This is a genomic window from Legionella bononiensis, assembly GCF_016786215.1.
GTDB lineage: Bacteria > Pseudomonadota > Gammaproteobacteria > Legionellales > Legionellaceae > Legionella > Legionella bononiensis.
On sequence record NZ_JADOBG010000012.1, the window covers coordinates 153,261 to 176,907 of the forward strand.

Sequence of the window (23,647 nt, forward strand, 5' to 3'; positions counted from 1 at the left end):
GAGAGTTAAAAACTCCCAAAGCTCAAATTTTATGTTTGCACACTCGTTGACTAATCCACCAGGCCAGAACAAATGTAGTGAACACTCCTAAATAGACACCTTTTTCTTTCCACTCTGGCCCGACCAACTGCAATGCGTCAGGACTATGGAAAATAGAAAAGGGGATGGCAAGCAATACATCCATTATTGCCGAGCCAGCAACCAGGCCGCAGGCAATTAAAGTACCTTTTTGTTTTCGAGTGATTGTTTCTTCTTGACCTGTCTTCATTCTCTGTAACCGTTTTTGCACAAATAAGGCAATCATCCCGCCTATAAATAAAGGAAAAGATGACGACAGAGGCAAATACATTCCAATAGCTATACCCAGGATTGATAAATTCAGAACTCGTTTTAAATTAAAAACACGATTCAAAACTATAGCGAGTAGTATAATTAAGGATCCAAAGAACATCATGTTCCAGGGCAATGAATTACTAAAAACAGCTTCGGTAATTGCTGCCATCAATGCGGCTGTCGGGGCGGGCAAGGTCTGAGTAACATCCATGCCAGGATGAGGCATAACCCCAGCAATTCCATAAACATTAAATAATAATTGCATTACAGGAGGAATAACTAATGCAGAAACTATCACTCCCAGCAATAACATGACCTGTTGGCGCCAGGGGGTTGCGCCGACTAATTGCCCTACTTTCAAATCCTGAGTATTGTCGTTAGCAATTGCTGCAATACCTGTTACAACCGAACCAATTATAATAGTAATGGCTTCTGCGGCCTGTATTTGATGCGCGCTTAAAGGAAGAGGCAATAAATGATCAATCGCAGTTAATAGTAACCATGCAGCAAACAACATTCCGGAAATGACTACAGAGCTTCCCGGGCTTGCTGTCACTCCGACCATTCCGGAAAAATAGGCAGTAATAACAGAAAATAGAAATCCAATTACCAAAACATAAACCACTCCAAAAAACACAATGGTGGGAGAATAGGTGTTATCCAGCCCTACTTGACCTAAAGGAAAGATAAACTGAAAAAATAAAAACAGAATGGCTGCAACGGTTCCTACACCCATAAAGATAAAGGGCAACGGAATGTCTTTATCTGTACGCAGAACATCCTTATCTGCGTTGTTCCTTGAGATAAAAGCACTCAAAGAGCCTTTAATGCTTTTGGTTAATGGTTTTACTAACTTTACAAAAGTCCACATTCCTGCGAACAACATGGCACCAATACCCAAATAGCGCATTTCACTATTCCATAATAAGGTCGTCGCCTGTTCGGGAGGATATTGAGTAATAAAATCAGGGTAAAACTGACTGACTATTGGTAATGCGATCAACCAGGATATAACAGCCCCAATAAAAATACTGATGGCCATATCATGTCCGACAAGATATCCAGCACCGATCATTGTTGCAGAGAAACCAGCGCCCAAACCAAACAAAGATCTTTTTACAACAAACCAGTAACCCCAGCTATTGGCTACGAGTTTGAATCCAATTTGCAACAACTCAATAAAACCACCTATAGCGCCACCAATAAATATATCTTTTATTCCGGCCTTCTCAGCAGAAGATTTCAAAACCTCGGCAATAGCGCGTCCCTCAGGAAATTTCAAAGATTGGTCATTTACCAAAATACGGCGCAATGGAATTGAAAATAAAACGCCCAATATTCCACCGCAAGCGGCAATAAAGAAATTGGTCAGATAATCAAAATGATTCCAAAATCCAATAATAATCAAGGCAGGGATGGTATAAACAATACCGCCTGCAACTGCCTCTCCGGCAGAGGCAGCGGTTTGCACCGCATTATTCTCAAGAATGCTGGAGTTTTTAAATAAACGCAAAATCCCCATGGAAATAATAGCCGCAGGAATTGATGCCGACGTTAAAATACCTAATTTGAGAGCAAGATAAGCATTGGACATCGCTAATAATACAGTAAGTATTATTGCAAGTAAGATGACTCTCAACGTTAATTCGGGTACCTTCTCATTCGCGGCAATAAATGGGGTATCAGACATTAATTACCCCACACTGATTTTGAAATTTCAGATGAGACAAATCTTGAGATTAAAGACAATGGAATCTTCACGGTTTGTTCGCCATAAACGTATGCGGCAACTTGATAACTATTAAAAATTATGGCGATGCCCTTGGGAGTAAAATACCAGACTGAATAATTTTCAGCAGTAGGCTTGGTGCCTTCATTGATCCAATTTTCATCAGAAATATTTTTTTCGGTGATGTTCTTTTTAGCAAATGCAGCAATTGGCGTCAAATAATCAGATCCTGACACAAATAAATCACCCAGATTAACATTTTTTCCATTGATAAAATTTTTCACCACAACTGTATTTGAAGGATGTGCTGCACCTTTATGAAAAATGGATATATTAAATCGAACGCTTAAAGCCCTGGGTGTTTTATAAGGTACTGTATAAGTAATATTAAGCCCAGTTTTACCAGGAGCATCAGCAGGAGTGGTTGCATCTTCTGATAATTCGCCCATAAAACTGTTTTGCGTCTTTGCAATAAAGTCTTTTATCGATGCATTAACTGCAGGTGATTTAAAACCTTGAGGATATTTAATATCCAGAATGTATTGCGCGGTTTCCTGTTTAATCACTACAGGAGTGATGGAATAGGCCAATAATGAATTTAATATAAGACCTAAAATAAAACCCGTTTTAAGTATGCGATTCATTCGATTAATCATTATTTAACTCCTGATCAATATTTGTATTGGATAACCACTCACCGGCTATCATCGTCTTGTGTGACAGTGGGTAAGCGAAATAATAACAAAGAGACGCACTATCAGTTATAGACCATAATACCAAATCTGCTGCCTTACCCTGTTCAATGAGTCCCGTTTCATGTTCCAGACCTAATGCTTTTGACGCTTGAGCAGTTACTGCAGACAATACCTCAGGAATGGACATTTCAAAAAACTGACAGGCCATGCTCATCATCAACAATAACGAAGTAGTGGGTGATGATCCTGGATTTGAATCAGTTGCAATGGCCATTCGAACTCCAGCCTGTCGTAATAATTCAACAGGAGGCTTTCTCTTTTCACGTAAAAAATAGAACGCTCCCGGAAGCAACACGGCCACCGTATCTGATTTTGCCATGGCAGCAGCCCCTGCTTCATCCAGAAATTCAAGATGATCACAAGATAACGCTCCTGAATTAGCAGCCAGTATACTTGCTCCAAGGTTGGATAATTGCTCTGCATGACATTTTATCGGTACTTTCAATGCGCGCGCGGCTGCGAAAATCTGTTCCGTTTGGGCCACTGAAAAAGCAATAGACTCACAAAAAACATCAACAGCATCAACCAATCCCATTTCAGTGATCGCCGGCAACATGTCCTGACAAAGGTAATCAACATAAGCCTGACTGTTTCCCTTATATTCCGGACCTATGGCATGTGCGCCTAAAAAAGTAGTCTTCACTCTTAATCCGCTTAACTCACCCAAACTTCTGGCGACTTTAAGCATTTTCATCTCATTTACCAAGTCCAGACCATATCCCGACTTGATTTCAACCGTAGTCACACCTTCATTTCGTAAAGCAAGTATTCTGGGTAAGGATTGTTGAATCAGTTCCTCTTCAGAAGCAGCCCGGGTGTGTTGTACCGTAGACAGGATTCCACCACCCGATTTGGCAATGTCGGCATAACTCACCCCTTCCAGCTTCATTCGAAATTCGGAAGCTCTGTTACCCGCATAAACAAGATGAGTATGACAGTCAATAAGGCCGGGAGTGATCACCTTACCCAAACAATCCTCTTTTTGGCCTGCTCCGTCGATAAATTCGCTGGGCAGATCATCCATAGAACCGCACCATTTTATCCGGCCGTTTTGAATAACAATAGCCTGGTTCTGCAATGGTAACCCTTGTGCCGTGATAGTCGTCGCGTTTACTAGTAATTTATCGCAGGCAAACATTAGAAATCCCAATGAAGAACTTGATGTGGTGGTTTAAGCCAGGATGCATGATGTGATGATTCATATATATCCCATTCTTTTGAAACATAGGTCTCTTCATCAATTTCCAGCAAAAGCCAGGATAAAAATTCCGCGACTGTTTCCGGAGTTATTAACCTGTTCTGCTGTTTTAAACGTTTATAAAAATCAACCTGTTCAGGATCCATATTGGAACCATTTCTGGCAATTGCTTGCATTTCGGTATCAATAATACCAGGCATTACACTGGCAAACGATACTGAGTCTGTTTCTAGCTGCCAGCATCGAGTCAGCATTGCCAGTGCCGCTTTGGAAACACAATATGCCGCCCATCCTTTTATAGGAAAATATGCTGCCCCAGAGCCAATGTTTAATACTCGGCCATGCTGTAATTTATCAATTAATAATTGTGGTAAAAAAAGTGGAGCATCCAGATTTGTAGCAAAAGTCTGATGCCATTCGGTCAATGGGATATCCTCGATGGAAGCAAGAGGTTCCAGAGATCCGGCATTGTTAACCAGAGCGCTTATTTGAGGTATATTGTTCAAATAGATCTTTATCAATTCTCGGCCTTCACTGGTGGATACATCGGCGCATAAATATTTAATCGAAGTAGAAACGGAAGCGGTTTCCTGCAATAATGACTCACGTCGGCCTATTATCAATACTGATTTACCGCGTTCAGCCAAATTCAAAGCTAATGCCTTCCCTATTCCACTTCCTCCACCAGTAATAATAAACACGCTTTCCTCATTCACTATTCGACGATATGCGCAGATAATACCAGACATTGAACTAACATGGCATAATTTTAATACATAGGAGAAGTAGATGTTTGAATATCTACCAAATTATCAAAGAGCCAATCCCTCTCTTTGGCAAGGAAGAAAAGATACAGTAAATGAAGAGCGTTTTTTTCAAAAAATTAAATTTTTAAATGATGAAAACGAACTGATCACTGAGGATAAAAAAACAATTTTTCTCGGCTTTGCCAGTGACACCGGTATCAAAAGAAACCTTGGCAGACCAGGAGCTCATTTGGGTCCCGATCAACTAAAACAGCAGCTGGCGAAGTTACCCTGTCCCTATGATCAACACTATATAGATCTTGGCAACATTATCTGTGTCGATGATGATCTGGAGTCGGCTCAAACTCAATTCGCTGAATTAATACACCGTTGTCTTCAACAAGGACATAAAACAATTGCATTTGGTGGAGGGCATGAAATTGCCTGGGCCCATTTTCAGGGTTTATCTCGTCGTTATTCTAAAATTGGTATAATCAATTTTGATGCCCATTTTGACCTTCGTCCCTATCAAGCCGGTCAACCGGGTAATTCTGGCACCCCGTTTTCTCAAATTGCGGAACACTGTAAAACCAATAAACTACCCTTTGAATACTGTTGTATCGGAATTCAAAAATTTGGAAATACACCCTCGCTCTTCAACCGCGCCAACGAGTTAAATGTCAATTATCTCACTGCTGAAGAACTTAATGAACAGAGCCAAGCCTGGCAAATTGCTTTTCTTGATGATTTTATGCTTAATCTGGATCACATCTATTTGACTATTTGTCTTGATGTCCTTGCTGAGTGTTATGCACCGGGCGTTAGTGCGCCACAAACCCTGGGACTCACCCCATGGCAAATACTTCCTTTGCTGAAATACATTATGCAAAGCGGAAAAGTAGTCAGTCTTGATATAGCTGAACTTTCTCCACCACTGGATCAAGAACAAAAAACTGCTAGACTAGCGGCTCTTATTATCGCAGAATTGTTAGATACTAATTAAGGAGTATAATTCATGAAGAAAACGATGCTGTGGGGTGCTTTATGTACACTTATATGTACTCAAATACATGCAGAAGCAACCCAACAAGCTGTGCAGGCACAAACTCCAGGCGCAACCAATAGCCCTGCGACAACAAACCAAACGCCTGCTGTGAATCAAAATACACCAGCTACCCAGACCAATCAGACCAATCAAAGCAATCAACCGACACAGCAGGTGCAAACCACCAATCAGCAACCCGCTCAAAACACGCAACAAAATCAAACAAGTCAACCTCAAACAACTCAGCCTGTACAAACTAATACGCAACAACCGGCTCAAAATGCAGAACCACAGACAACACAACAGGTACCTGTTGAGCAGCAACAAGTTTCCCAACCGATCAATTGCGATTATAAAATTTCTGCTGAAACCAAAACTATAGACCAAGCTCTGGTATTAACCTGGTCGGAAAAAGCTGCAACTCAGGCATTTGATTTTGAACCAGCGTCTCTGGATGCTCAACTTCAAAAACTTCAAGCCTGCTTTACTGATCAAGGATGGCAAGGATTTAACACCGCCTTACAAAAATCAGGTAATATTGATGCCATTAAATCGCAAAATCTGACTGTTAGCAGTCAACTGGATGGTCAGGCTCAAGTGACAGAAGCGACTGCAAATGAGTGGAAAATAACTCTGCCATTGCAAGTAGTCTATCAAAATAATAAAGAAAAAGTGACGCAATTACTGATTGTGAATTTAACTATAGGTCGAAAAATGTCAGGAGATCTGGGTATCACTCAAATGATTGCTACTCCCAGAACATCAGTGACCATGCAGCAATCAAATGATGCGAATGCGACCACTAATCCAAACAGCACATCAACCACCCCCAATACTGTGAATACGGGCGCACCACCGGCCAATACTGGCACAGAGGTTAACCCTACCAATACGAACACAAACCCAACAAACAGCAATTCAGGTACGACCACTCCTGGCAATACTACTACACCAACTACACCGGCTAATTCAGGAACTTCACCGTCTTCAATAAATAACGGTTCCAATCAGCAAAATCCAGGTTCAGGAACGACCGCTACTCCCGGCACAACTAATTAGGACATTAAACAAGCAGCATCCTGTAAACAGGATGCTGCTCTGATGATAGGACAATCATGCGGAAATTTACTACAGGAGTTTTATGCATTTTAACCTTAAGTGCACATGCAAACGTAATTCAGTATTTTGCAGGCATCAGCTATAACAATCCCTCCGAATTATTTAAAGTTAAAAAAGAAAGTTTTATTGTTGGTGGAACTGGCTTCTATGGTGATTTAACATTTAAAGGCAGCGTACTTAATTTTAATACCTTTCAATATGATACTGGTGTTGGCCATTCACGAACCTACACCTTATTACCTTACGGACGCATTGCCAAACGGTTCAATGATAAAACAGTTTTTGCTGTGGATGTAACTGAGCCATTCAATTCGAATCTGGATTGGGGCAGCAATACATTTACAAAATATGCAGTGACACAAAACTACCTTACTGATGTAGATGTTAGTCCCAAAATGTCCTACGCTTTTAATCAAAAGCTTCAGTTTGGCGGCGGTTTAAATTTCAATTTTCTGCTAAATAATGAAGTAAACTGGGCTTTTCCTACAGGTCAATTTACTTATTCCAACCTGGTCAATAAAACGCACAGTTTTGGTTTAGGCTATAACGTCGGAGCTACATACATCATCAATCAAACTAACTTCCTTGGTTTGACTTATTATTCAAGAATTGTTCAAAAAACTACGGGTTATAGTGTTCTTGGTTCCAATTACAGTAATAATCTGTATTTTAATTTCAATATGCCAGCAACTACGATTGCAAGCTATGTTCATATTTTCAATCCAACCTGGCTTGTTAACTTTCAGGTATTTCAAAGTGAATGGAACGTGAATGAATATGCACGTCTTTTCAATACTGCGGCTCCACCTCCATTCAGTAACTTTGTTTTTGATATGCATTTCGGCAAATCTTATGCCTATCTTGCTGCAATACGAAATCAGTTTTCTGAGAAATTAGGTCTTACTCTGGCGGGCATGATTGATGATGGGCCTGAGCATGACAGCCTAAGAACAATTGTGTTTCCTTCAGACACACAATATTTCCTTGGATTGATTGGTGACTATCATGTCAATACCAATACTACGGTCGAGTTGATTTACGGCCATGTGTTGTCCTATCCATCCATTCAAAACAGAGTTATGGCAAATAACGTTTCAGTGCCCTTTACTACTGGATTTGTTAACATCCATGCCAACATTGTGGATCTTAAATTAAAAATTGAAGCATAAAATCAGTGGCTGTTGACAATTAATCTATAATTTCTGCTTGGCGCAAATTGTACGCGCCATTCAGAATATCTCAGGATACCTCGCCCGAATGCGGGGAGCCATGCAAAAATCTGGCATGGTGCTAATTTTTAGGATGGATCCCCGCTTTCGCGAGGATGACGATCTTAAATATAATACCAATTCAATTTAATCAATGTGCTTTTAAAAACGTGGATCGGTCAAGGTTAGTCCGCGCCAAGTCGGAGTTAATTAATCTGCTTTAACCAATCCTCCAATACCCTGATATTTCCCAAACTGTCCGCCAAAGAAATAACGTTCTGTTTCTGGACACTATTCTTCATGATATGGCTGTTTACTGCGTCAATTTGATAGGTATACAAAGGTTTTTCCGCCTTGATAATGAGTTCAAGTTCTTTTTTATCTTCATATAGTTGGACAACACATTGATTATTCTCTTCACCCGGAAGCCAAGGGTTGGTCACTGCCTTCAAACTTCCCAAAGTTCCATAAACATCAAACTGCCAGACCATTTCAAAATCATCTGCTGTAGAAACTACAGCAATTGCAGTATCCTCAAATTTCAAAATGGCGCTCGCCTGACTGTCACTATGATTACTCTGATTCAATCTTCCGGATGCAACAAGTTCAACGGGCTCAGCCTTGGCAAGAAGCCTTATTAAGGATATGGGATAACATCCCAAATTTCGAATACTTCCTCCAGCTATTGGATTAGCCAGATCTGCAATAGGAGCGGTATAAAGTGCATTATATAATTTGATCTCCCCAAGTATCCTGCTTTGTATTATTTCTTCCAATTTTTGGGTAAAGGGGTGACATCGATACATCAACGCTTCCATACAGAACACCTGGGTTTCCGCGAGTACTGAAATCACTTCCTGTGCTTCCTCGGTATTCAAAACTAAAGGCTTCTCACATAATATATGTTTCCCAGCATAGGCAGCTCGAATGATCCACTCTTTATGAACATGATTCGGTAACCCTATATAAACTGCATCAATGTCCTGGGCATCAATCAATCTTTGATAATCATCATAGATTTGGGATATTGAAAACTGTTGTGCAAATTGGTTGGCTGACTCTGAAGATCGACTCCCAACAGCAACTAGCTGACTGGTTGCAGAAGATTGAATGGCTTTTGCCATCACTTCAGAAATAAAACTGGTTCCCAGAATTCCCCATCGAATGATGTTCCCTGTCATGTAATGCTCCAATGTTCTCCAAAAACTGTATTGTTTTTAAAGTAAGTTCCTTCCAAATTTTGATTATATGGAATTAAGCCTGGCTTCGCTAATACTCATCAAAATAAGAAGATTTATAAAAATTGCGAACATCTGGATTATTGACTAAGGTGTGTTGACAATTCCGCTTTCGACATCGCGGAACGTTGCGAATACATTGATGAATGAATGGCTTTTGCCATCACTTCAGAAATAAAACTGGTACCTAATATTTTAGCCTGGATTAGGCGTAGCCGTAATCCAGGAAATTCGAAACACTAAGCTCCCGCATTTCTATACTCTAATGCGGGAGATAATAATTAATTTAAACCCAATAAATTAATGAGGTGCTACAGCAGGATTGTTCACGCCATTTTGATCCGGGTAGGCTAGAATAGTAACCTTGGTACCAACTCGAATGAACTCTTCATTAAGCCATTTTGCAGCACTGGGCAGAACTCGAACACAACCATGACTGGATGGATGATCGGGAACTTCATAGGCAGCATGGATGGTAAATCCTTGATAGAAATACATACAATAGGGCATTTTAGCGCCGCCCTTAGTATCTACAGGATATTCCCCGGAGCGACAATCAGCACCCCGTTTATTGTAAACACGGAAAGTGCCAGTAATCGTTCTACAGGATTGATTGGAGTTTTCTTCACAAACGTCAACTCCTGCAGAGCCGCTTCCAGTCATTACTCGTTTCCCTTCCTCGTCATATGCAGCCCATGCAGATGCTTTAGGATCGAAAATAAACTGTCGTTCTCCCGATGCTTTAATTTGCATTGGAAAATAATCACGCCCTCGTTTATCCCTTAAATAATGAGTTGTCCGATGAACGTAACCCGCATCATCAGTAATTAAAGTAGATTCGTCATATTCAACGCAGGACGTAAGACCAAGGCATAGGAACAAACCAAACCAAAACAACTTTTTCATTTAAATTTAATCTCCACAATATAATCTCAAATCATTCAGAATGTACTTCAAATAATGCTGAATGATTGGTTAACTAAAAATGCACCATATCCACTGACCAGAGCGGATATTAAATCAATCTTTTAGTCGTCTGTATTTAATCCGCGATGGTCTAGTTGCCTCATCACCCAAACGTCGTCTTCTATCTGCTTCATAATCACTGTAATTTCCCTCAAAGAACGTGATTTGTGAATCACCTTCAAAAGCCATTAAGTGAGTACAAATTCTATCTAAAAACCATCTATCATGCGAAATAACGATAGCACAACCCGGAAAATTAAGTATTGCCTCTTCCAAGGCTCTTAAAGTTTCCACATCCAAATCATTACTTGGTTCGTCAAGTAATAATACATTACCACCACTTTTCAATAACTTAGCCAAATGTACCCGATTTCGTTCACCCCCCGATAATTGGGACATTTTCTTCTGTTGATCCGTACCTTTAAAATTAAATCGACCAACATAAGCACGGGAAGGCATTTGGAAACTACCAACCTGCATAATATCGTGACCATCGGAAATTTCTTGCCAGACTGAATTATTTGCATTCAGATCATCACGCATCTGATCAACATAAGCCATCTGCACCGTTTCTCCAATACGAATGGTACCGCTATCAGGCTCTTCCTGGCCAGTGATCATTTTCAAAAAGGTTGATTTACCTGCGCCATTAGGACCTATAATACCTAATACACCACCTTTAGGAAGTACGAAATCCAGGTTATCAATAAGAATTCTGTCTCCAAATGCTTTAGAGATTTTTTCGCCTTCCAGTACCAAATCGCCAAGACGCTCGCCTGGTGGAATATATATTTCATTGGTTTCATTTCGTTTTTGAAACTCTTTGGAATTCATTTCTTCAAATCGGGCAAGCCGTGCCTTATTTTTGGCATGTCGTCCTTTTGGAGAGGTTCGAACCCATTCCAACTCGGCCTTAATCGCTCGTTGATGTGAATCTTCTTGTTTTTTCTCCATACTTAAACGTTCTTCTTTCTGTTCAAGCCAGGATGTATAGTTCCCTTTATAGGGAATTCCTTCACCTCTATCCAGCTCCAGGATCCACTCTGCGGCATTATCCAGAAAATATCTATCATGGGTAATCGCCACTACAGTACCAGGGAATCCTTCAAGATAATGTTCCAACCAGGCGACACTTTCTGCATCAAGATGGTTAGTCGGCTCATCAAGCAATAGCATATCTGGATTCGAAAGCAACAAGCGACACAGTGCAACCCGTCTACGCTCCCCTCCAGAAAGCTTGCCTACCACTGCATCCCATTCCGGTAATCTCAGAGCATCGGCAGCAACATCCAGTTTTCTATCAAGATCCCAACCACCACAGGCTTCAATTTCATTTTGCAACTCACCCTGTTCAGCAAGCAGGGTATTCATTTCATCGTCACTCATTGGTTCAGCAAAACGCATGCTGATCGCATCAAAACGCGCCAATTTATCTTTGATTTCCGCTACACCTTCTTCCACTACTTCACGAACAGTTTTTTCCAGATGAAGTTGTGGCTCTTGCTCCAGGTATCCTATTCGGATTCCAGGTTGAGGTCTGGCTTCACCTTCAAACTGCGTATCGACTCCCGCCATTATTCGCAATAAAGTAGACTTACCGGAACCGTTTAAACCTAATACACCGATTTTGGCGCCGGGATAAAAACTTAATGAAATATCTTTTAAAATAAATCGTTGATTTTCAACAATTTTACTCACCCGATTCATGGTGAAAATATACTGTGCCATAATACTCTAACCCTCTTAAAATCTGGATCTGTTACCAATCAAGAATCACTTTACCTGACTGACCTGATGCCATAATTTGAAACGCGTGTTCATACTGGTCTACCGGAAAATGATGAGTCATCACCGGTTCAATAGCTAATCCACTTTGTAACATGGCTATCATTTTATACCAGGTTTCAAACATTTCTCGACCATAAATACCTTTTATTACTAATCCTTTAAAAATGACCTGATTCCAATCAACTGAAGTTGCCTGAGGAGGGATGCCTAATATAGCGACATGTCCACCATGATTCATGGTCCTCAACATATCATTCAAGGCCATAGGATTTCCTGACATTTCCAGACCAATATCAAAACCTTCCACCATGCCTAACTCAGCAATAACATCATCCAGTTTTTCATGTTTCACATTAACAGCTCGAGTAGCTCCCATTTTACGGGCAAGATCCAGACGATATTCATTAACATCTGTGATGACTACATGCCGTGCACCTATGTGTTTTACTATTGCAACGGCCATAATGCCTATTGGGCCAGCGCCAGTAATCAATACATCTTCCCCCACCACATCAAAAGCCAGGGCACAATGAGTCGCATTACCCAGTGGATCCAGTATGGAAGCTTGATCGCCAGTAATATTATCAGGAAGAGCGATAACGTTCGTAGCTGGAAGAGCCAAATATTCGGCAAAGCATCCTGGTCTATTAACGCCAACACCTAAGGTATTACGGCATAAATGTCGCTTACCTGCACGACAATTACGGCAAAAACCACAGGTTATATGCCCTTCCCCAGAAACTCTTTGACCAACTTTTAAACCTTGAACTTCTTTACCCACCTCTACAATTTCACCATAAAACTCATGGCCAACTGTCATGGGCACTGGAATTGTAGCTTGTGCCCATTCATCCCAGGTGTAAATATGAATATCTGTACCGCAAATTGCAGTCTTTTTAATTTTAATCAATACATCATTAACACCGTATTCTGGAACTGGTACATCCTGCATCCAAATTCCGGGTTCTCTTTTTGCTTTGACTAACGATTTCATTCAGTACCTCAGAATCATAATGAGTTAATTTAATCCTGCATTAAAACAGGAACAGTTTATCCATTTATTTGCGGCATCTCTATTTGACTGAGAGTACCTTGTTAAATAACAGAAAATTCCTTACCAACCGTTTCAAATGCATTCAAGGCTTTGTCTAGATGATGCAATTCAAGAGCGGCTGACATCTGTGTACGAATCCTGGCCAGACCTTTTGGCACAACCGGATAAGAAAATCCAACGACATAAATACCTAACTCCAGCAATCGATTGGCTATACGGCCAGCCAGGCTGGCATCACCAAGCATCACAGGAATGATTGGGTGTTCGCCTGGGATTAGTTTAAATCCTAATTCGGTCATCCCTTTACGAAAATAGTGGCTGTTGCGTTTTAATTTTTCAGCCAGAGCATTACTTTGGGTTAATTGATCCAGCACTACAGATGAAGTATGAGCGATTACCGGTGCCAGAGTATTTGAAAAGAGATAAGGTCTTGAGCGTTGGCGCAACCATTCTACTATTACATGATTTGCCGACGTGTAACCACCAGAAGCTCCCCCTAATGCTTTTCCAAGGGTACCTGTAACAATATCAATTCGATCAGTCACACCAAAATGCTCTGGAGTTCCTCTTCCGGTCGCTCCCATAAATCCCACTGCATGTGAGTCATCTACCATCACCATGGCATCATATTTGTCTGCCAATTCACAAATTGCGGGGAGATTTGCCAGTATGCCATCCATTGAAAAGACCCCATCCGTAGCAATCAATCGAAAACGCGCGTTTTTAGCAGCGATCAATTGTTCTTCCAGAGCACTCATATCATTATTTGCATATCGATATCGCGCAGCCTTGCACAATCTGATTCCATCAATAATACTGGCATGATTCAGCGCATCACTGATAATTGCATCTTCTTCACCCAACAAGGTTTCAAAAAGTCCTGTATTGGCATCAAAACAAGAAGAATATAAAATAGTATCTTCCTTACTCAAAAACTGACTGATTTTCTGCTCCAGCACTTTATGAGGAGTTTGGGTTCCGCAGATAAAACGAACAGATGCCATACCATAACCGTATTGTTCAAGGGCTTTTTGTCCTTCAGCAATAAGCACAGGATCATTTGCCAAACCTAAATAATTATTGGCGCAAAGATTGATTACTTCGCGTTCATTTACTTTTACATCAGCTTGCTGCTGACTGGAAATAATGCGTTCTGATTTAAATAAACCTTCATCTTTAAGAGTTTCCAGTTCGGTTTGCAAATGATTAATAAATCGCTCAAGCACTCTTCTCTCCAATGGCTGTTGACAAAGTTATAAATAATAACAAATTTTAAACATAGTCACCATGAAATACCGATAAGAAAAATAAGAACTTTCACTTTACGACATTTATGCTTAGCACATCAGATGAATTCTTGCTAAAATTGGCCCAAAGTTTTAACCTATCAAAGATAATTAACTCGGTAGAACAAATGAGCAATCAAAGCGCACGCATTAATATGGTCAAACAACAATTAAGAACTGGCGATGTTTTAAACGAATCCATACTTGATTTGTATGATCTCATTCCTCGTCATGAATTCGTACCTGAACTTTTCACTCATTTTGCATACTCAGACATGCAGATTCCCTTATCACATGGTCAAAAAATGTTAACCCCTTTGGAAGAGGGAAAAATATTACAGGCTTTGAACCTTAAAGGTCACGAAACAGTTCTGGAAGTGGGAACAGGAAGTGGGTTTTTTACCGCAATGCTGAGCAAGTTATGCAAAAAGGTAATCAGCATCGATTGTTATTCTGAATTTACTCAGTACGCAAAACATAAACTGGAATCCCATAAATGCACTAATGTCGAATTATTTACAGGTGACGCATGCCGTGGATGGCTGGAAAGCGCCCCCTACGATGTTATGGTGTTTACAGGGGCACTGGAACATCTAACAGAAACCCATAGACTTCAGATATTACCGGGTGGAAAGTTATTCACTATAGAGGGTAAATCCCCTATAATGCAGGCACGTTTATACAACTTAGATCATAATGGTATCTGGACTGAGAGCATGCTTTTTGAGACAGATATTCCTCAACTAGTAGATCAGTTAAAACCAAAAGAATTTGTATTCTAGGGAAAGCTCGAATGAAGAGATCGTTGCTGTTCTGTATATTAACTCTGGGTCTATCAACGCATATTCATGCAACAGATCTAATGGATATTTATCAACAGGCTCTTGAAAACGATACCGTATTCAAAAATGCTTACGATACCTACATGTCCAGTACAGAAGCAATTCCACAAGCCCGCGCTGCACTATTTCCCCAAGTTGGTATTAAAAGTCAAGTGGGACGTAATCTACAGGCGGTACAAGCCGGTGGACTGAGTACTAACCTCTATTATGGCAGTACATTATGGCAAGTAACAGCATCCCAGGCAGTATTCAACTATCAGGCATGGGCAAAAGTCTCACAAGCAAAAGCATCTGTTAAAGCCGCTCAGGCCTCGTTTAATGATGCGGCCCAGGATTTAATACTCAGAACTGCTAGAGCCTATTTTGATGTATTGTTTGCCAAAGACACCCTGGATTTCGCTGAAGCCAAGAAACGTGCAAACAAACGTCAGTACGAACAAGCCTCTCAACGCTTTCAGGTCGGACTGGATGCCATTACCTCGGTTTATGAGGCAAAAGCCGCTTATGATCAATCCATTGCCACCGTTATTTCTGCCCGGAATAATCAGATAAACCAAAGTGAAAATTTACGTAAACTGACCAATCATGTCTACGAAACCCTGGCACCTCTTCGCGACAGTAAAATTCCATTAATTAAGCCAGAACCCAATGATGTTAACCAATGGATTGATACAGGTCTCAAGCAAAACTATAAATTATACGCCGCGAAATACAATCTTGAGGTGGCAAAAGAGAATGTTAAATCATTATCAGCAGGTAACTGGCCTGTCTTTTCCATACAAACGAACGCCGCTCAGACCCATAATAGTGTAGACAGCACCTCATTCTTTGCGCCAACCAAACAAACGCAGGCCAGTGTGGCATTGGCAATGAATTTTCCTGTATTCCAGGGTGGACTGGTACAGTCTCAAACCAGACAGGCACAATATGGTTTTCAATCGACCAGCGAGCAACTGGAGCAAACCTACAGAGACGTAGTTGTAAACAGTCGTATCGCGTTCAATACGATTACCGATGGAATCAGCAAAGTTAAAGCAGATAGACAAACGATTATCTCACAACAAAATTCCCTGGAAAGTACTGAAGCGCAGTTTGAAGTCGGTACACGTACCATGGTTGATGTGGTCAATGCCCAACAACGACTGTTCGAGGCTCAGGAACAATTAGCAAAAGATCAATACGATTTGATTAATGCTATATTAACTTTAAAATATCTCGCCGGCACTCTAAATGTAAATGATATTGAGCTGGTTAATTCATGGTTAGCGACTACTCGGGTTAATGGAATGGCTTCAGTATCCAGCGCCACCACTAAATAATAGATTAGGTTGTTATATGTCGTCCAATCCCACATTAGTAGAAAAAAAATTATTACATTATACCGGAAAAGCCATCGCTGATTTTAACATGATTCAGCGAGGAGACCGAGTGATGGTCTGTTTGTCCGGGGGCAAAGATTCATTCACCATGTTAACCATACTGAATCAATTACGGCGGCGTTCGGGTAACAAATTTGAACTGTTTGCCTTCACTCTCGATCAGGCTCAACCTGGATGGAATGATTCGGTACTCCGTCAATGGTTGGCTGACCGTGCCATACCTCATGAAATTCTGACACGTGATACCTACAGCATCGTAAAGGAAAAAATTCCTGAAGGTAAAACCTATTGTTCACTGTGTTCACGATTACGGCGAGGCATTATTTATCGCTACGCCGAAGAACAAGGATTTAATAAAATAGCCTTGGGGCATCATCGTGACGACATGATACGTACCTTAATGATGTCTATTTTATATAATGGTGATATACGCTCCATGCCTCCGAAACTGTTAAGCGATAACAAGAAGCATATAGTCATTCGCCCAATGTGCTACGTACAGGAAAAAGACATTATCACTTTTGCCGGCGAACAGGCATTCCCTATTATACCCTGCAATCTTTGCGGTTCGCAGGAAAATCTGATGCGTAAAAAGGTTGCGCATTTAATAGATCAGCTGGCTGCTGAAAATCCTAAAGTTCCAAGCAATATCCTCCATGCTCTGCAAAGTTTAAAACCAAGTCAGTTGATGGATCAAAACATGTGGAATTTTAAAAATCTCGAACAGGAATTAATCACTCCTAGCGATACCGCAGAATTGGAAGTTTTTAAAGCCGAGGAATTTGAGATTTTGGAAGACTAAACACCATTACAACATATTCAGGTTCTGGCATATCAAAACGACACCATCCACTCCAGAAAGAGGATGGTGCCAACGCCTCAATTCAACCAGTTCTCTCTATTATTATACAGAACACGCTTCGGTTTTTATAAGTTGCAATAAACTCTTTTATAACTGACAAAAATATTCTGTAACATTCTTTACAAATATATTACATAATGTATAGTATATGTTTTGAACAAGCCAACCACAAAGCATCACCATTGAGAGCGCCAAACACGCATCATGTTGAAAAAGCAGGCTGGCCAGACTGATATTATGTTTATCTCAGATACAGGAACTTTTCGATGATCAATAAAAAAATTATAAATTCACGTAAATTTCGTGTATATACTAAACGCTATTTCAAATTTGATTTTGTTGCAGCCATAGTTGTATTTCTCGTAGCGATTCCTTTATGTTTAGGAATCGCGTTAGCGTCTGGCGCCCCACTATTTTCTGGAATTTTAAGTGGAATAATCGGGGGTATAGTCGTTGGAAGTATCAGTGGTTCTCATATCAGTGTCAGTGGACCTGCTGCGGGTATGGCTGCAGTTGTTGTTACTGCCATTGCCCAAATTGGCGATTTTAATTCTTTTTTACTTGCCCTGGTATTAGCCGGCGTACTGCAAATCATCATTGGCAGTTTTAAAGCCGGTTTCGTTGCCGATTACGTTCCTACCAACGTAGTTCAAGGATTACTTTGTGCTGTTGGAATTTTATTAATAATCAAACAATTACCGCTTGCATTTACCCTATCATCAGATTTTGATGAATTGAAAACTCACTTATTGGAAACTACAGATGTAATTACCCTAAGCCCCCTGCTGGCTCTATCCCATCACATCAACTCGGGGGCTATGTTAATTACTGCACTATCCATGTTTATTTTAATCTACTTCGAATATACAAAAATTAAATTATTAAAAGAAATTCCTGCTCCAATCATAGTGGTAATCACTGGAGTATTTCTCAATGACCTGTTTCAATGGCTTGACTCCCCTTTAGTACAAAACTCACCGCAACTGGTAAATATTCCTGAAACAACAGGGTTATATGAATTTTTTAGTCAACTTCAATATCCCAACTGGGGATCCTGGACGAATCCTAAAGTATATGTATATGCTTTAATCATCGGGATAGTTGCATCACTCGAGACTCTGCTTAATTTCAAAGCAGGTGAAAGAATAGATAAAAGAAAGCGGCATGTTTCAACCAATCGTGAGTTAATCGCACAGGGAGTAGGTAACATTACTGCTGGTCTTGTTGGAGGAATCCCGGTTACTTCGGTAATTGTCAGAACGTCGATTAATATTCAGGCTGGTTCTAAATCTAAAATATCAACGATTTTACATGGTGTATTCATTTTGTTTGCAGTAATGTTGGTACCTGGAGCTTTAAACAAGATTCCTTTGTCCTCACTTGCGGCAATCTTGATTTATACTGGCTATAAGCTCAATAAACCCTCTATATACCGTAATATTTACTCCCAAGGGAGTGATCGCTTTATTCCATTTATAGTAACAGTGATTAGTATTATTGCTTTTAACTTACTCGCCGGCATCCTGATCGGTCTATCCATCTCACTGTTTTATATCTTAAAATCGAACAGTCAGACACGGATTGATATAATCAAGGAAATATATCCCAATGGGGTTACCAGCCGTATTATTCTTCCCCAGCAGATGACTTTTCTAAACAAAGCCGCCTTGGTAGCCGAACTGGATTCCATACCCAAGCATGCTCAATTGATTATTGACGCCAGATATACTCAGTATATAGATAAAGAAATTCTGGAATTGTTAAAAGAATTCAAAGAAGATCAGGCCCCAAGTAAACATATCGCCTTAAACCTAACCGGCTTTAAAGATCATTATAAAATTCATAATTACATTGATTTTATTAATGTAACTACTTATGACGTTCAATCCAATCTTTCACCGGCAGATGTACTCAATATATTACATGAAGGTAACCAACGTTTCCTGCATGACACGCGCATACACCGGTCGAATCGAGTTGATATTAAACATACAGCAAAAATGCAACATCCAATCGCTGTTGTCCTTGGTTGTATTGACTCACGAGTTCCCGTTGAAACTATTTTTGATATGAGCTTCGGTGATATCTTTTGTGTTCGTATTGCTGGAAACGTCATTAATGATGACATTCTTGCCAGTATTGAATATGCCTGTAATGTGGTTGGCGCCAAATTGATAGTCGTCCTTGGTCATACCCGATGTGGAGCAATTCAGTCTGCATGTGATAACATCAAAAAAGGACATATTACTCAGTTGCTTTCAAAAATTAAGCCAGCTGTTGAGGCTGAAACTCAAACCATAGAGAATCGTACAGGCCATAATGCTACTTTTGTGACGCGAGTAACAGAACTTAATATTGCCAACACGCTCCATCATATTTATTCACAAAGTGACATATTAAGAACCATGATAACCAAAGAAGATATCGGTATAGTAGGCGCCATGTATGATGTGAATAGTGGTAAAGTCAAATATAAAAACTATGCTTATGAACTGATTGAACTAGAAGGTACAGAACAAAAAACATTGGTAGAGAAATGCGAGAATGTCCTTCAGCAAGCCAAATTGAATGACTAATCACAAAATGCGATACTCTTTAACCTGAAGTCGACAGTTCAATGTAATGGAAAATTGAACTGTCGACTTCAGGTTAAAGCACCTGTCACAAAACAGGAGTACATTCTGATTACTCTTAATATTGAACACCTCACTCTCGTTAAACCATCACTTTTTTAAGTAAATTCTGGATATTAGTCTTTACTGTAACTAATATTTATATAGGAGTTTATACTTACCTGGCAAAAAGGGGATTGAGCCATGATTAAACCGCTTGCATTACATATGACAATGCTGTTTGCGCTGATTATTTCCCCTGTTCATTATGCCTCAGGCACTAATTTAAGAGAAAAAGCCGTAACAAGATGGACGCAGAACATATTAATGGATTCATTAACTGCCAGCTATCGCGACACTCAGTCCGATATCGAAAGTGTTCAAAAGTACTACTCTCATGCCGCCTGGGATCCCATGAACTTATTTTTTGATAAAGAACTTAAAGCAATTTATACCCATAAACTGACCTTACACCCCAAACCGTTAAATAATCCCACTGTAAGCCATGAAGATAACTGTCAGGTTAAGCCTTGCTGGAGGGTGAATCAATCCTATAATCTTCCTGAGCTTCATTTAAAAATCGATTTTTCTTTACTGATTATCCGCTCCTCTACAACTGAGTATTTAATTCAGAGTCTCAACATGAAAGTTGATCACTATTAATTTCACTTTCTGTACAGGACTAATGAATCAGCCTATAACTCATCAGGTAATCCTTGACTCATAAAATCAACCCATGTTTTCACTTTGGGTTGCATATATCGCCCAGGATGGTAATAGAGAAACACCGGAATCCTTGGCATTTGATAATTGGTCAATAGTTCCACCAACTCCCCACGACTTAAAGCATCCGCGACTTGGTAATGATGAAGAGCAACAATCCCTAATCCATTAATTGCACTATCCAACATAGCCTGAGCATCATTAAGATACAAAACAGGCAGTAAATATACCGTTTCACCTGTTGGAAAGGTCCAGGCATCATTGGGTGTTCTCATGGTATGAGTGATGTAGTTGTGACTTAATAAATCCGAGGGAGTTTCAGGACGGTTTTTTGAACCAAGGTATGCGGGCGAGGCACAAAACACATAACGGGTAGTGGTAATTTTCTTTTGCACTGAGTTTGAAGAAACCTGCGCCGACATACCAAATACTACATCCAAATCCTCCTCCAGAAGATCAGGAATATGCTCGGCAATTTGTAAATCAATTGTAACCTGAGGGTACGTGTTCATATATTCGTTCAGGCGAGGTAAAATATAATTATCAGCAAAATATCGTGAACTTTTCACCCTTAATAATCCTGTAGGTTCGTGTTTTGCGGCAGCAACAACTCCATTGGCTTTATCCAATGCGAGCAATACGCCTTGTGCTTCACGGTAATACGCTTCACCGATTTCAGTAAGTGATACCTGTCGCGTTGTACGATTCAGAAGCATAACCCCGAGACTGGATTCTAATAAACTGATTTGTTTGCTAACTGCCGCTGCAGAACGATTCAAAACCTTAGCTGCAGCACTAAAATTGGCACATTGTGCAACCTTGCAAAAAGTATGAATTAAACCTAAGGTATTCATCAGTATTCCTAATACATATCGCCAATTATCTCATGATAAGTATATAATACCCCACCATATAGAATTTAGACTACTCCAGGAGCTGAAATGCGCGCATCCCAATGGTTTTTAGCGACCCAAAAAGAAACTCCAAGTGATGCTGAAATCACTTCTCATCAATTAATGCTAAGAGCAGGTATGATTCGTAAACTGGGCTCAGGGCTTTATACATGGATGCCATTAGGTCTTAAGGTACTGCGTAAAATAGAGCATATTGTTCGTGAAGAAATGAACAAAACTCATGCAATGGAAGTATTGATGCCAGCGGTACAACCTGCTGAATTATGGCAGGAAACAGGTCGATGGGAGACCTTTGGCGAGCAATTACTGACGATGTGTGACAGTAATAAACGTGAATATTGTTTTGGTCCAACTCATGAAGAGGTAATAACCGATATCATGCGCAACGAGCTCCGCTCATACAAGCAACTACCGGTTAACTTTTATCAAATTCAGACCAAATTTCGAGATGAAATCAGACCACGATTTGGCGTCATGCGCGCTCGTGAATTTATTATGAAAGATGCCTATTCTTTTCATTTAAGTATGGAAAGTTTACAAGACACCTATAATGATATGTACCAGGCTTACAGCCGAATATTTAATCGTATGGGATTGAAATTCCGTGCCGTAGAAGCTGACACTGGGGCTATTGGTGGTTCCGCATCTCACGAATTTCAAGTATTAGCTGATTCTGGTGAAGATTTAATTTTTTACTGCGATAACAGTGATTATGCAGCAAACATTGAACAGGCTACCAGTTTGAAACCAGCCAAAGCAAGCAATGTAATGGCTAAATCCATAGAGCTGATTGATACCCCGAATCAAAAAACCATAGCTGAAGTAGCACATTTCTTGAAAATCGAAAGCAAAGAAATGATTAAAACTTTAATAGTACAGGGCAAAGACCATCCCATGGTCGCTTTGGTTTTAAGAGGCGATGACGAACTCAATGAAGTGAAGGCAACAAAACATCCGATGGTACATTCACCTTTAATTTTCATTGACGAAGAGACTATTAAAAAATCACTTAATGCTCCGGTTGGTTCACTGGGACCAGTCAATCTGACTATTCCAGTAATAGTCGATCATTATGCCTTAGCCATGTCATCTTTTGTCTGTGGCGCTAATCAGGCAGATAAACATTATCTTCATGCAGCCTGGAATAGAGATGCTGCCTATCAGGATGCATTTGATTTACGAAATGTTAAAGAAGGAGATGCAAGTCCAGATGGAAAAGGCACACTCCACTCATGTCGTGGTATAGAAGTTGGGCATGTGTTTCAGTTAGGTGATAAATATGCCAAAGCCATGAATGCAGCTGTGCTTAATGAACAGGGACAATTACAAACCATGCTAATGGGATGTTATGGATTAGGAATTAGTCGTGTCGTAGCAGCAGCAATAGAACAGCACCATGATGAACAGGGTATAATCTGGCCTCAGGCTATTGCACCATTCCAACTGGTTATTATTCCCATTAATGGGCAAAAATCGCAACTCGTAACAGATTATGCGGAACATTTATATCAACAGTTTTCCAATGCGGGTTTGGACGTATTATTAGATGATCGCAATGAAAGAGCAGGTGTTCTCTTTGCTGATAACGATTTAATTGGCATACCACACCGACTGGTGGTAAGTGAACGAAATCTGGAACAGGATTGTGTTGAATATAAAGCGCGCTCTGCTAATGAATCACAACAGATAAGCAAGGATAAAGTCATTGATTTTATTCTGAATTTTTTTGATTAATTGGTAACAGTAAATTCTGAATGAAACAGGGCTGAAAAGCAGGACAAGCAACTTTTCAACCCTGTACTTTTTTGAGATGCCCCCTCACTGCCATCAAGTTAATCCTTAGTAGCCTG

The 23,647-nt window shown here is 40.2% G+C and carries 19 protein-coding genes; 9 read left to right on the forward strand and 10 right to left on the reverse strand.

What is annotated here, in order from left to right; translation table 11 throughout:
* Nucleotides 1-22: 22 nt before the first annotated feature.
* The 4 genes from IZU94_RS08975 to IZU94_RS08990 are packed head-to-tail and all read right to left on the reverse strand — an operon-like array spanning nt 23 to nt 4,764.
* Complete coding sequence (locus tag IZU94_RS08975) at nt 23-2,023, reverse strand: OPT family oligopeptide transporter (RefSeq protein ID WP_203109969.1); 2,001 nt, start codon at nt 2,021-2,023, stop codon at nt 23-25.
* Nucleotides 2,023-2,718 carry a DUF3298 and DUF4163 domain-containing protein gene (locus IZU94_RS08980; protein ID WP_203109970.1) on the reverse strand — a complete coding sequence of 232 codons (696 nt, stop codon included), beginning with the start codon at nt 2,716-2,718 and terminating at the stop codon, nt 2,023-2,025. The genes IZU94_RS08975 and IZU94_RS08980 overlap by 1 nt, the downstream gene beginning before the upstream one ends.
* Nucleotides 2,711-3,955 carry an imidazolonepropionase gene (gene hutI, locus IZU94_RS08985; RefSeq protein WP_203109972.1) on the reverse strand — a complete coding sequence of 415 codons (1,245 nt, stop codon included), beginning with the start codon at nt 3,953-3,955 and terminating at the stop codon, nt 2,711-2,713. Before hutI ends, IZU94_RS08980 begins: the two co-directional genes overlap by 8 nt.
* Complete coding sequence (locus IZU94_RS08990) at nt 3,955-4,764, reverse strand: SDR family NAD(P)-dependent oxidoreductase (protein WP_203109974.1); 810 nt, start codon at nt 4,762-4,764, stop codon at nt 3,955-3,957. Before IZU94_RS08990 ends, hutI begins: the two co-directional genes overlap by 1 nt.
* A gap of 40 nt (nt 4,765-4,804) precedes the next feature.
* On the opposite strand from IZU94_RS08990, the gene hutG reads away from it, so the two are divergent.
* Genes hutG through IZU94_RS09005 form a run of 3 tightly spaced genes read left to right on the forward strand, consistent with a single transcriptional unit; the run spans nt 4,805 to nt 8,094 of the window.
* Complete coding sequence (gene hutG / locus IZU94_RS08995; protein ID WP_203109977.1) at nt 4,805-5,764, forward strand: formimidoylglutamase; 960 nt, start codon at nt 4,805-4,807, stop codon at nt 5,762-5,764.
* Nucleotides 5,765-5,776: 12 nt separating this feature from the next.
* Nucleotides 5,777-6,865, forward strand: coding sequence for a DotI/IcmL family type IV secretion protein (locus tag IZU94_RS09000; protein ID WP_203109978.1), 1,089 nt, complete (start codon nt 5,777-5,779; stop codon nt 6,863-6,865).
* 56 nt (nt 6,866-6,921) lie between these two features.
* Nucleotides 6,922-8,094, forward strand: coding sequence for an OmpP1/FadL family transporter (locus IZU94_RS09005; RefSeq protein WP_203109979.1), 1,173 nt, complete (start codon nt 6,922-6,924; stop codon nt 8,092-8,094).
* A 245-nt stretch (nt 8,095-8,339) separates the two neighbouring features.
* On the opposite strand, the gene IZU94_RS09010 is transcribed toward IZU94_RS09005, so the two are convergent.
* The 5 genes from IZU94_RS09010 to IZU94_RS09030 form a co-directional block, all read right to left on the reverse strand.
* Entirely contained in the window at nt 8,340-9,314 is a 975-nt protein-coding gene (locus IZU94_RS09010) for a Gfo/Idh/MocA family protein (protein WP_203109980.1), read from the reverse strand.
* A gap of 357 nt (nt 9,315-9,671) precedes the next feature.
* Nucleotides 9,672-10,277, reverse strand: a complete 606-nt coding sequence (locus IZU94_RS09015) for a L,D-transpeptidase (protein WP_203109981.1) — start codon at nt 10,275-10,277, stop codon at nt 9,672-9,674.
* Nucleotides 10,278-10,391: 114 nt separating this feature from the next.
* Nucleotides 10,392-12,065, reverse strand: a complete 1,674-nt coding sequence (ettA, locus tag IZU94_RS09020; RefSeq protein WP_203109982.1) for an energy-dependent translational throttle protein EttA — start codon at nt 12,063-12,065, stop codon at nt 10,392-10,394.
* 31 nt (nt 12,066-12,096) lie between these two features.
* Nucleotides 12,097-13,119, reverse strand: a complete 1,023-nt coding sequence (gene tdh / locus IZU94_RS09025) for an L-threonine 3-dehydrogenase (RefSeq protein WP_203109984.1) — start codon at nt 13,117-13,119, stop codon at nt 12,097-12,099.
* A 101-nt stretch (nt 13,120-13,220) separates the two neighbouring features.
* The gene (locus IZU94_RS09030; protein WP_203109986.1) at nt 13,221-14,405 is read right to left on the reverse strand and encodes a glycine C-acetyltransferase; all 1,185 of its coding nucleotides are present in this window, start codon (nt 14,403-14,405) and stop codon (nt 13,221-13,223) included.
* Nucleotides 14,406-14,593: 188 nt separating this feature from the next.
* On the opposite strand from IZU94_RS09030, the gene IZU94_RS09035 reads away from it, so the two are divergent.
* From IZU94_RS09035 to IZU94_RS09055, 5 genes are all read left to right on the forward strand, one after another.
* Complete coding sequence (locus IZU94_RS09035; RefSeq protein WP_203109988.1) at nt 14,594-15,247, forward strand: protein-L-isoaspartate O-methyltransferase family protein; 654 nt, start codon at nt 14,594-14,596, stop codon at nt 15,245-15,247.
* Between the two features lie 11 nt (nt 15,248-15,258).
* Nucleotides 15,259-16,626, forward strand: a complete 1,368-nt coding sequence (locus tag IZU94_RS09040; protein ID WP_203109990.1) for a TolC family outer membrane protein — start codon at nt 15,259-15,261, stop codon at nt 16,624-16,626.
* A 16-nt stretch (nt 16,627-16,642) separates the two neighbouring features.
* Nucleotides 16,643-17,488: a tRNA 2-thiocytidine(32) synthetase TtcA gene (ttcA, locus tag IZU94_RS09045; RefSeq protein WP_203109992.1), complete on the forward strand. Its 846-nt coding sequence runs from the start codon at nt 16,643-16,645 to the stop codon at nt 17,486-17,488.
* Between the two features lie 326 nt (nt 17,489-17,814).
* A complete protein-coding gene (locus IZU94_RS09050) occupies nt 17,815-20,124 on the forward strand; it encodes a bifunctional SulP family inorganic anion transporter/carbonic anhydrase (protein ID WP_203109994.1) in 2,310 nt (769 codons plus the stop codon).
* Nucleotides 20,125-20,364: 240 nt separating this feature from the next.
* Nucleotides 20,365-20,823 (forward strand): hypothetical protein, encoded by a 459-nt coding sequence (locus IZU94_RS09055; protein WP_203109996.1) that lies wholly within the window; start codon nt 20,365-20,367, stop codon nt 20,821-20,823.
* 32 nt (nt 20,824-20,855) lie between these two features.
* Here IZU94_RS09055 and IZU94_RS09060 read toward each other — a convergent pair whose 3' ends face one another.
* The gene (locus IZU94_RS09060; RefSeq protein WP_203109997.1) at nt 20,856-21,737 is read right to left on the reverse strand and encodes a LysR family transcriptional regulator; all 882 of its coding nucleotides are present in this window, start codon (nt 21,735-21,737) and stop codon (nt 20,856-20,858) included.
* Nucleotides 21,738-21,824: 87 nt separating this feature from the next.
* Here IZU94_RS09060 and IZU94_RS09065 point away from each other — a divergent pair, with 87 nt between their 5' ends.
* A complete protein-coding gene (locus IZU94_RS09065) occupies nt 21,825-23,531 on the forward strand; it encodes a proline--tRNA ligase (protein ID WP_203109999.1) in 1,707 nt (568 codons plus the stop codon).
* Nucleotides 23,532-23,647: the final 116 nt, after the last annotated feature.

Excerpts from the sequence above, each read along its gene's own strand:
- IZU94_RS09065 (WP_203109999.1), top strand. The coding sequence starts at position 21,825 with ATGCGCGCATCCCAATGGTTTTTAGCGACCCAAAAAGAAACTCCAAGT.
- IZU94_RS09010 (WP_203109980.1), bottom strand. The coding sequence starts at position 9,314 with ATGACAGGGAACATCATTCGATGGGGAATTCTGGGAACCAGTTTTATT.
- IZU94_RS08990 (WP_203109974.1), bottom strand. The coding sequence starts at position 4,764 with ATGTCTGGTATTATCTGCGCATATCGTCGAATAGTGAATGAGGAAAGC.
- IZU94_RS09055 (WP_203109996.1), top strand. The coding sequence starts at position 20,365 with ATGATTAAACCGCTTGCATTACATATGACAATGCTGTTTGCGCTGATT.
- IZU94_RS09035 (WP_203109988.1), top strand. The coding sequence starts at position 14,594 with ATGAGCAATCAAAGCGCACGCATTAATATGGTCAAACAACAATTAAGA.
- IZU94_RS09050 (WP_203109994.1), top strand. The coding sequence starts at position 17,815 with ATGATCAATAAAAAAATTATAAATTCACGTAAATTTCGTGTATATACT.
- IZU94_RS09060 (WP_203109997.1), bottom strand. The coding sequence starts at position 21,737 with ATGAATACCTTAGGTTTAATTCATACTTTTTGCAAGGTTGCACAATGT.
- hutI (WP_203109972.1), bottom strand. The coding sequence starts at position 3,955 with ATGTTTGCCTGCGATAAATTACTAGTAAACGCGACGACTATCACGGCA.
- tdh (WP_203109984.1), bottom strand. The coding sequence starts at position 13,119 with ATGAAATCGTTAGTCAAAGCAAAAAGAGAACCCGGAATTTGGATGCAG.
- hutG (WP_203109977.1), top strand. The coding sequence starts at position 4,805 with ATGTTTGAATATCTACCAAATTATCAAAGAGCCAATCCCTCTCTTTGG.
- IZU94_RS09040 (WP_203109990.1), top strand. The coding sequence starts at position 15,259 with ATGAAGAGATCGTTGCTGTTCTGTATATTAACTCTGGGTCTATCAACG.
- ettA (WP_203109982.1), bottom strand. The coding sequence starts at position 12,065 with ATGGCACAGTATATTTTCACCATGAATCGGGTGAGTAAAATTGTTGAA.
- IZU94_RS08975 (WP_203109969.1), bottom strand. The coding sequence starts at position 2,023 with ATGTCTGATACCCCATTTATTGCCGCGAATGAGAAGGTACCCGAATTA.
- IZU94_RS09005 (WP_203109979.1), top strand. The coding sequence starts at position 6,922 with ATGCGGAAATTTACTACAGGAGTTTTATGCATTTTAACCTTAAGTGCA.
- IZU94_RS09000 (WP_203109978.1), top strand. The coding sequence starts at position 5,777 with ATGAAGAAAACGATGCTGTGGGGTGCTTTATGTACACTTATATGTACT.
- IZU94_RS09015 (WP_203109981.1), bottom strand. The coding sequence starts at position 10,277 with ATGAAAAAGTTGTTTTGGTTTGGTTTGTTCCTATGCCTTGGTCTTACG.
- ttcA (WP_203109992.1), top strand. The coding sequence starts at position 16,643 with ATGTCGTCCAATCCCACATTAGTAGAAAAAAAATTATTACATTATACC.
- IZU94_RS08980 (WP_203109970.1), bottom strand. The coding sequence starts at position 2,718 with ATGATTAATCGAATGAATCGCATACTTAAAACGGGTTTTATTTTAGGT.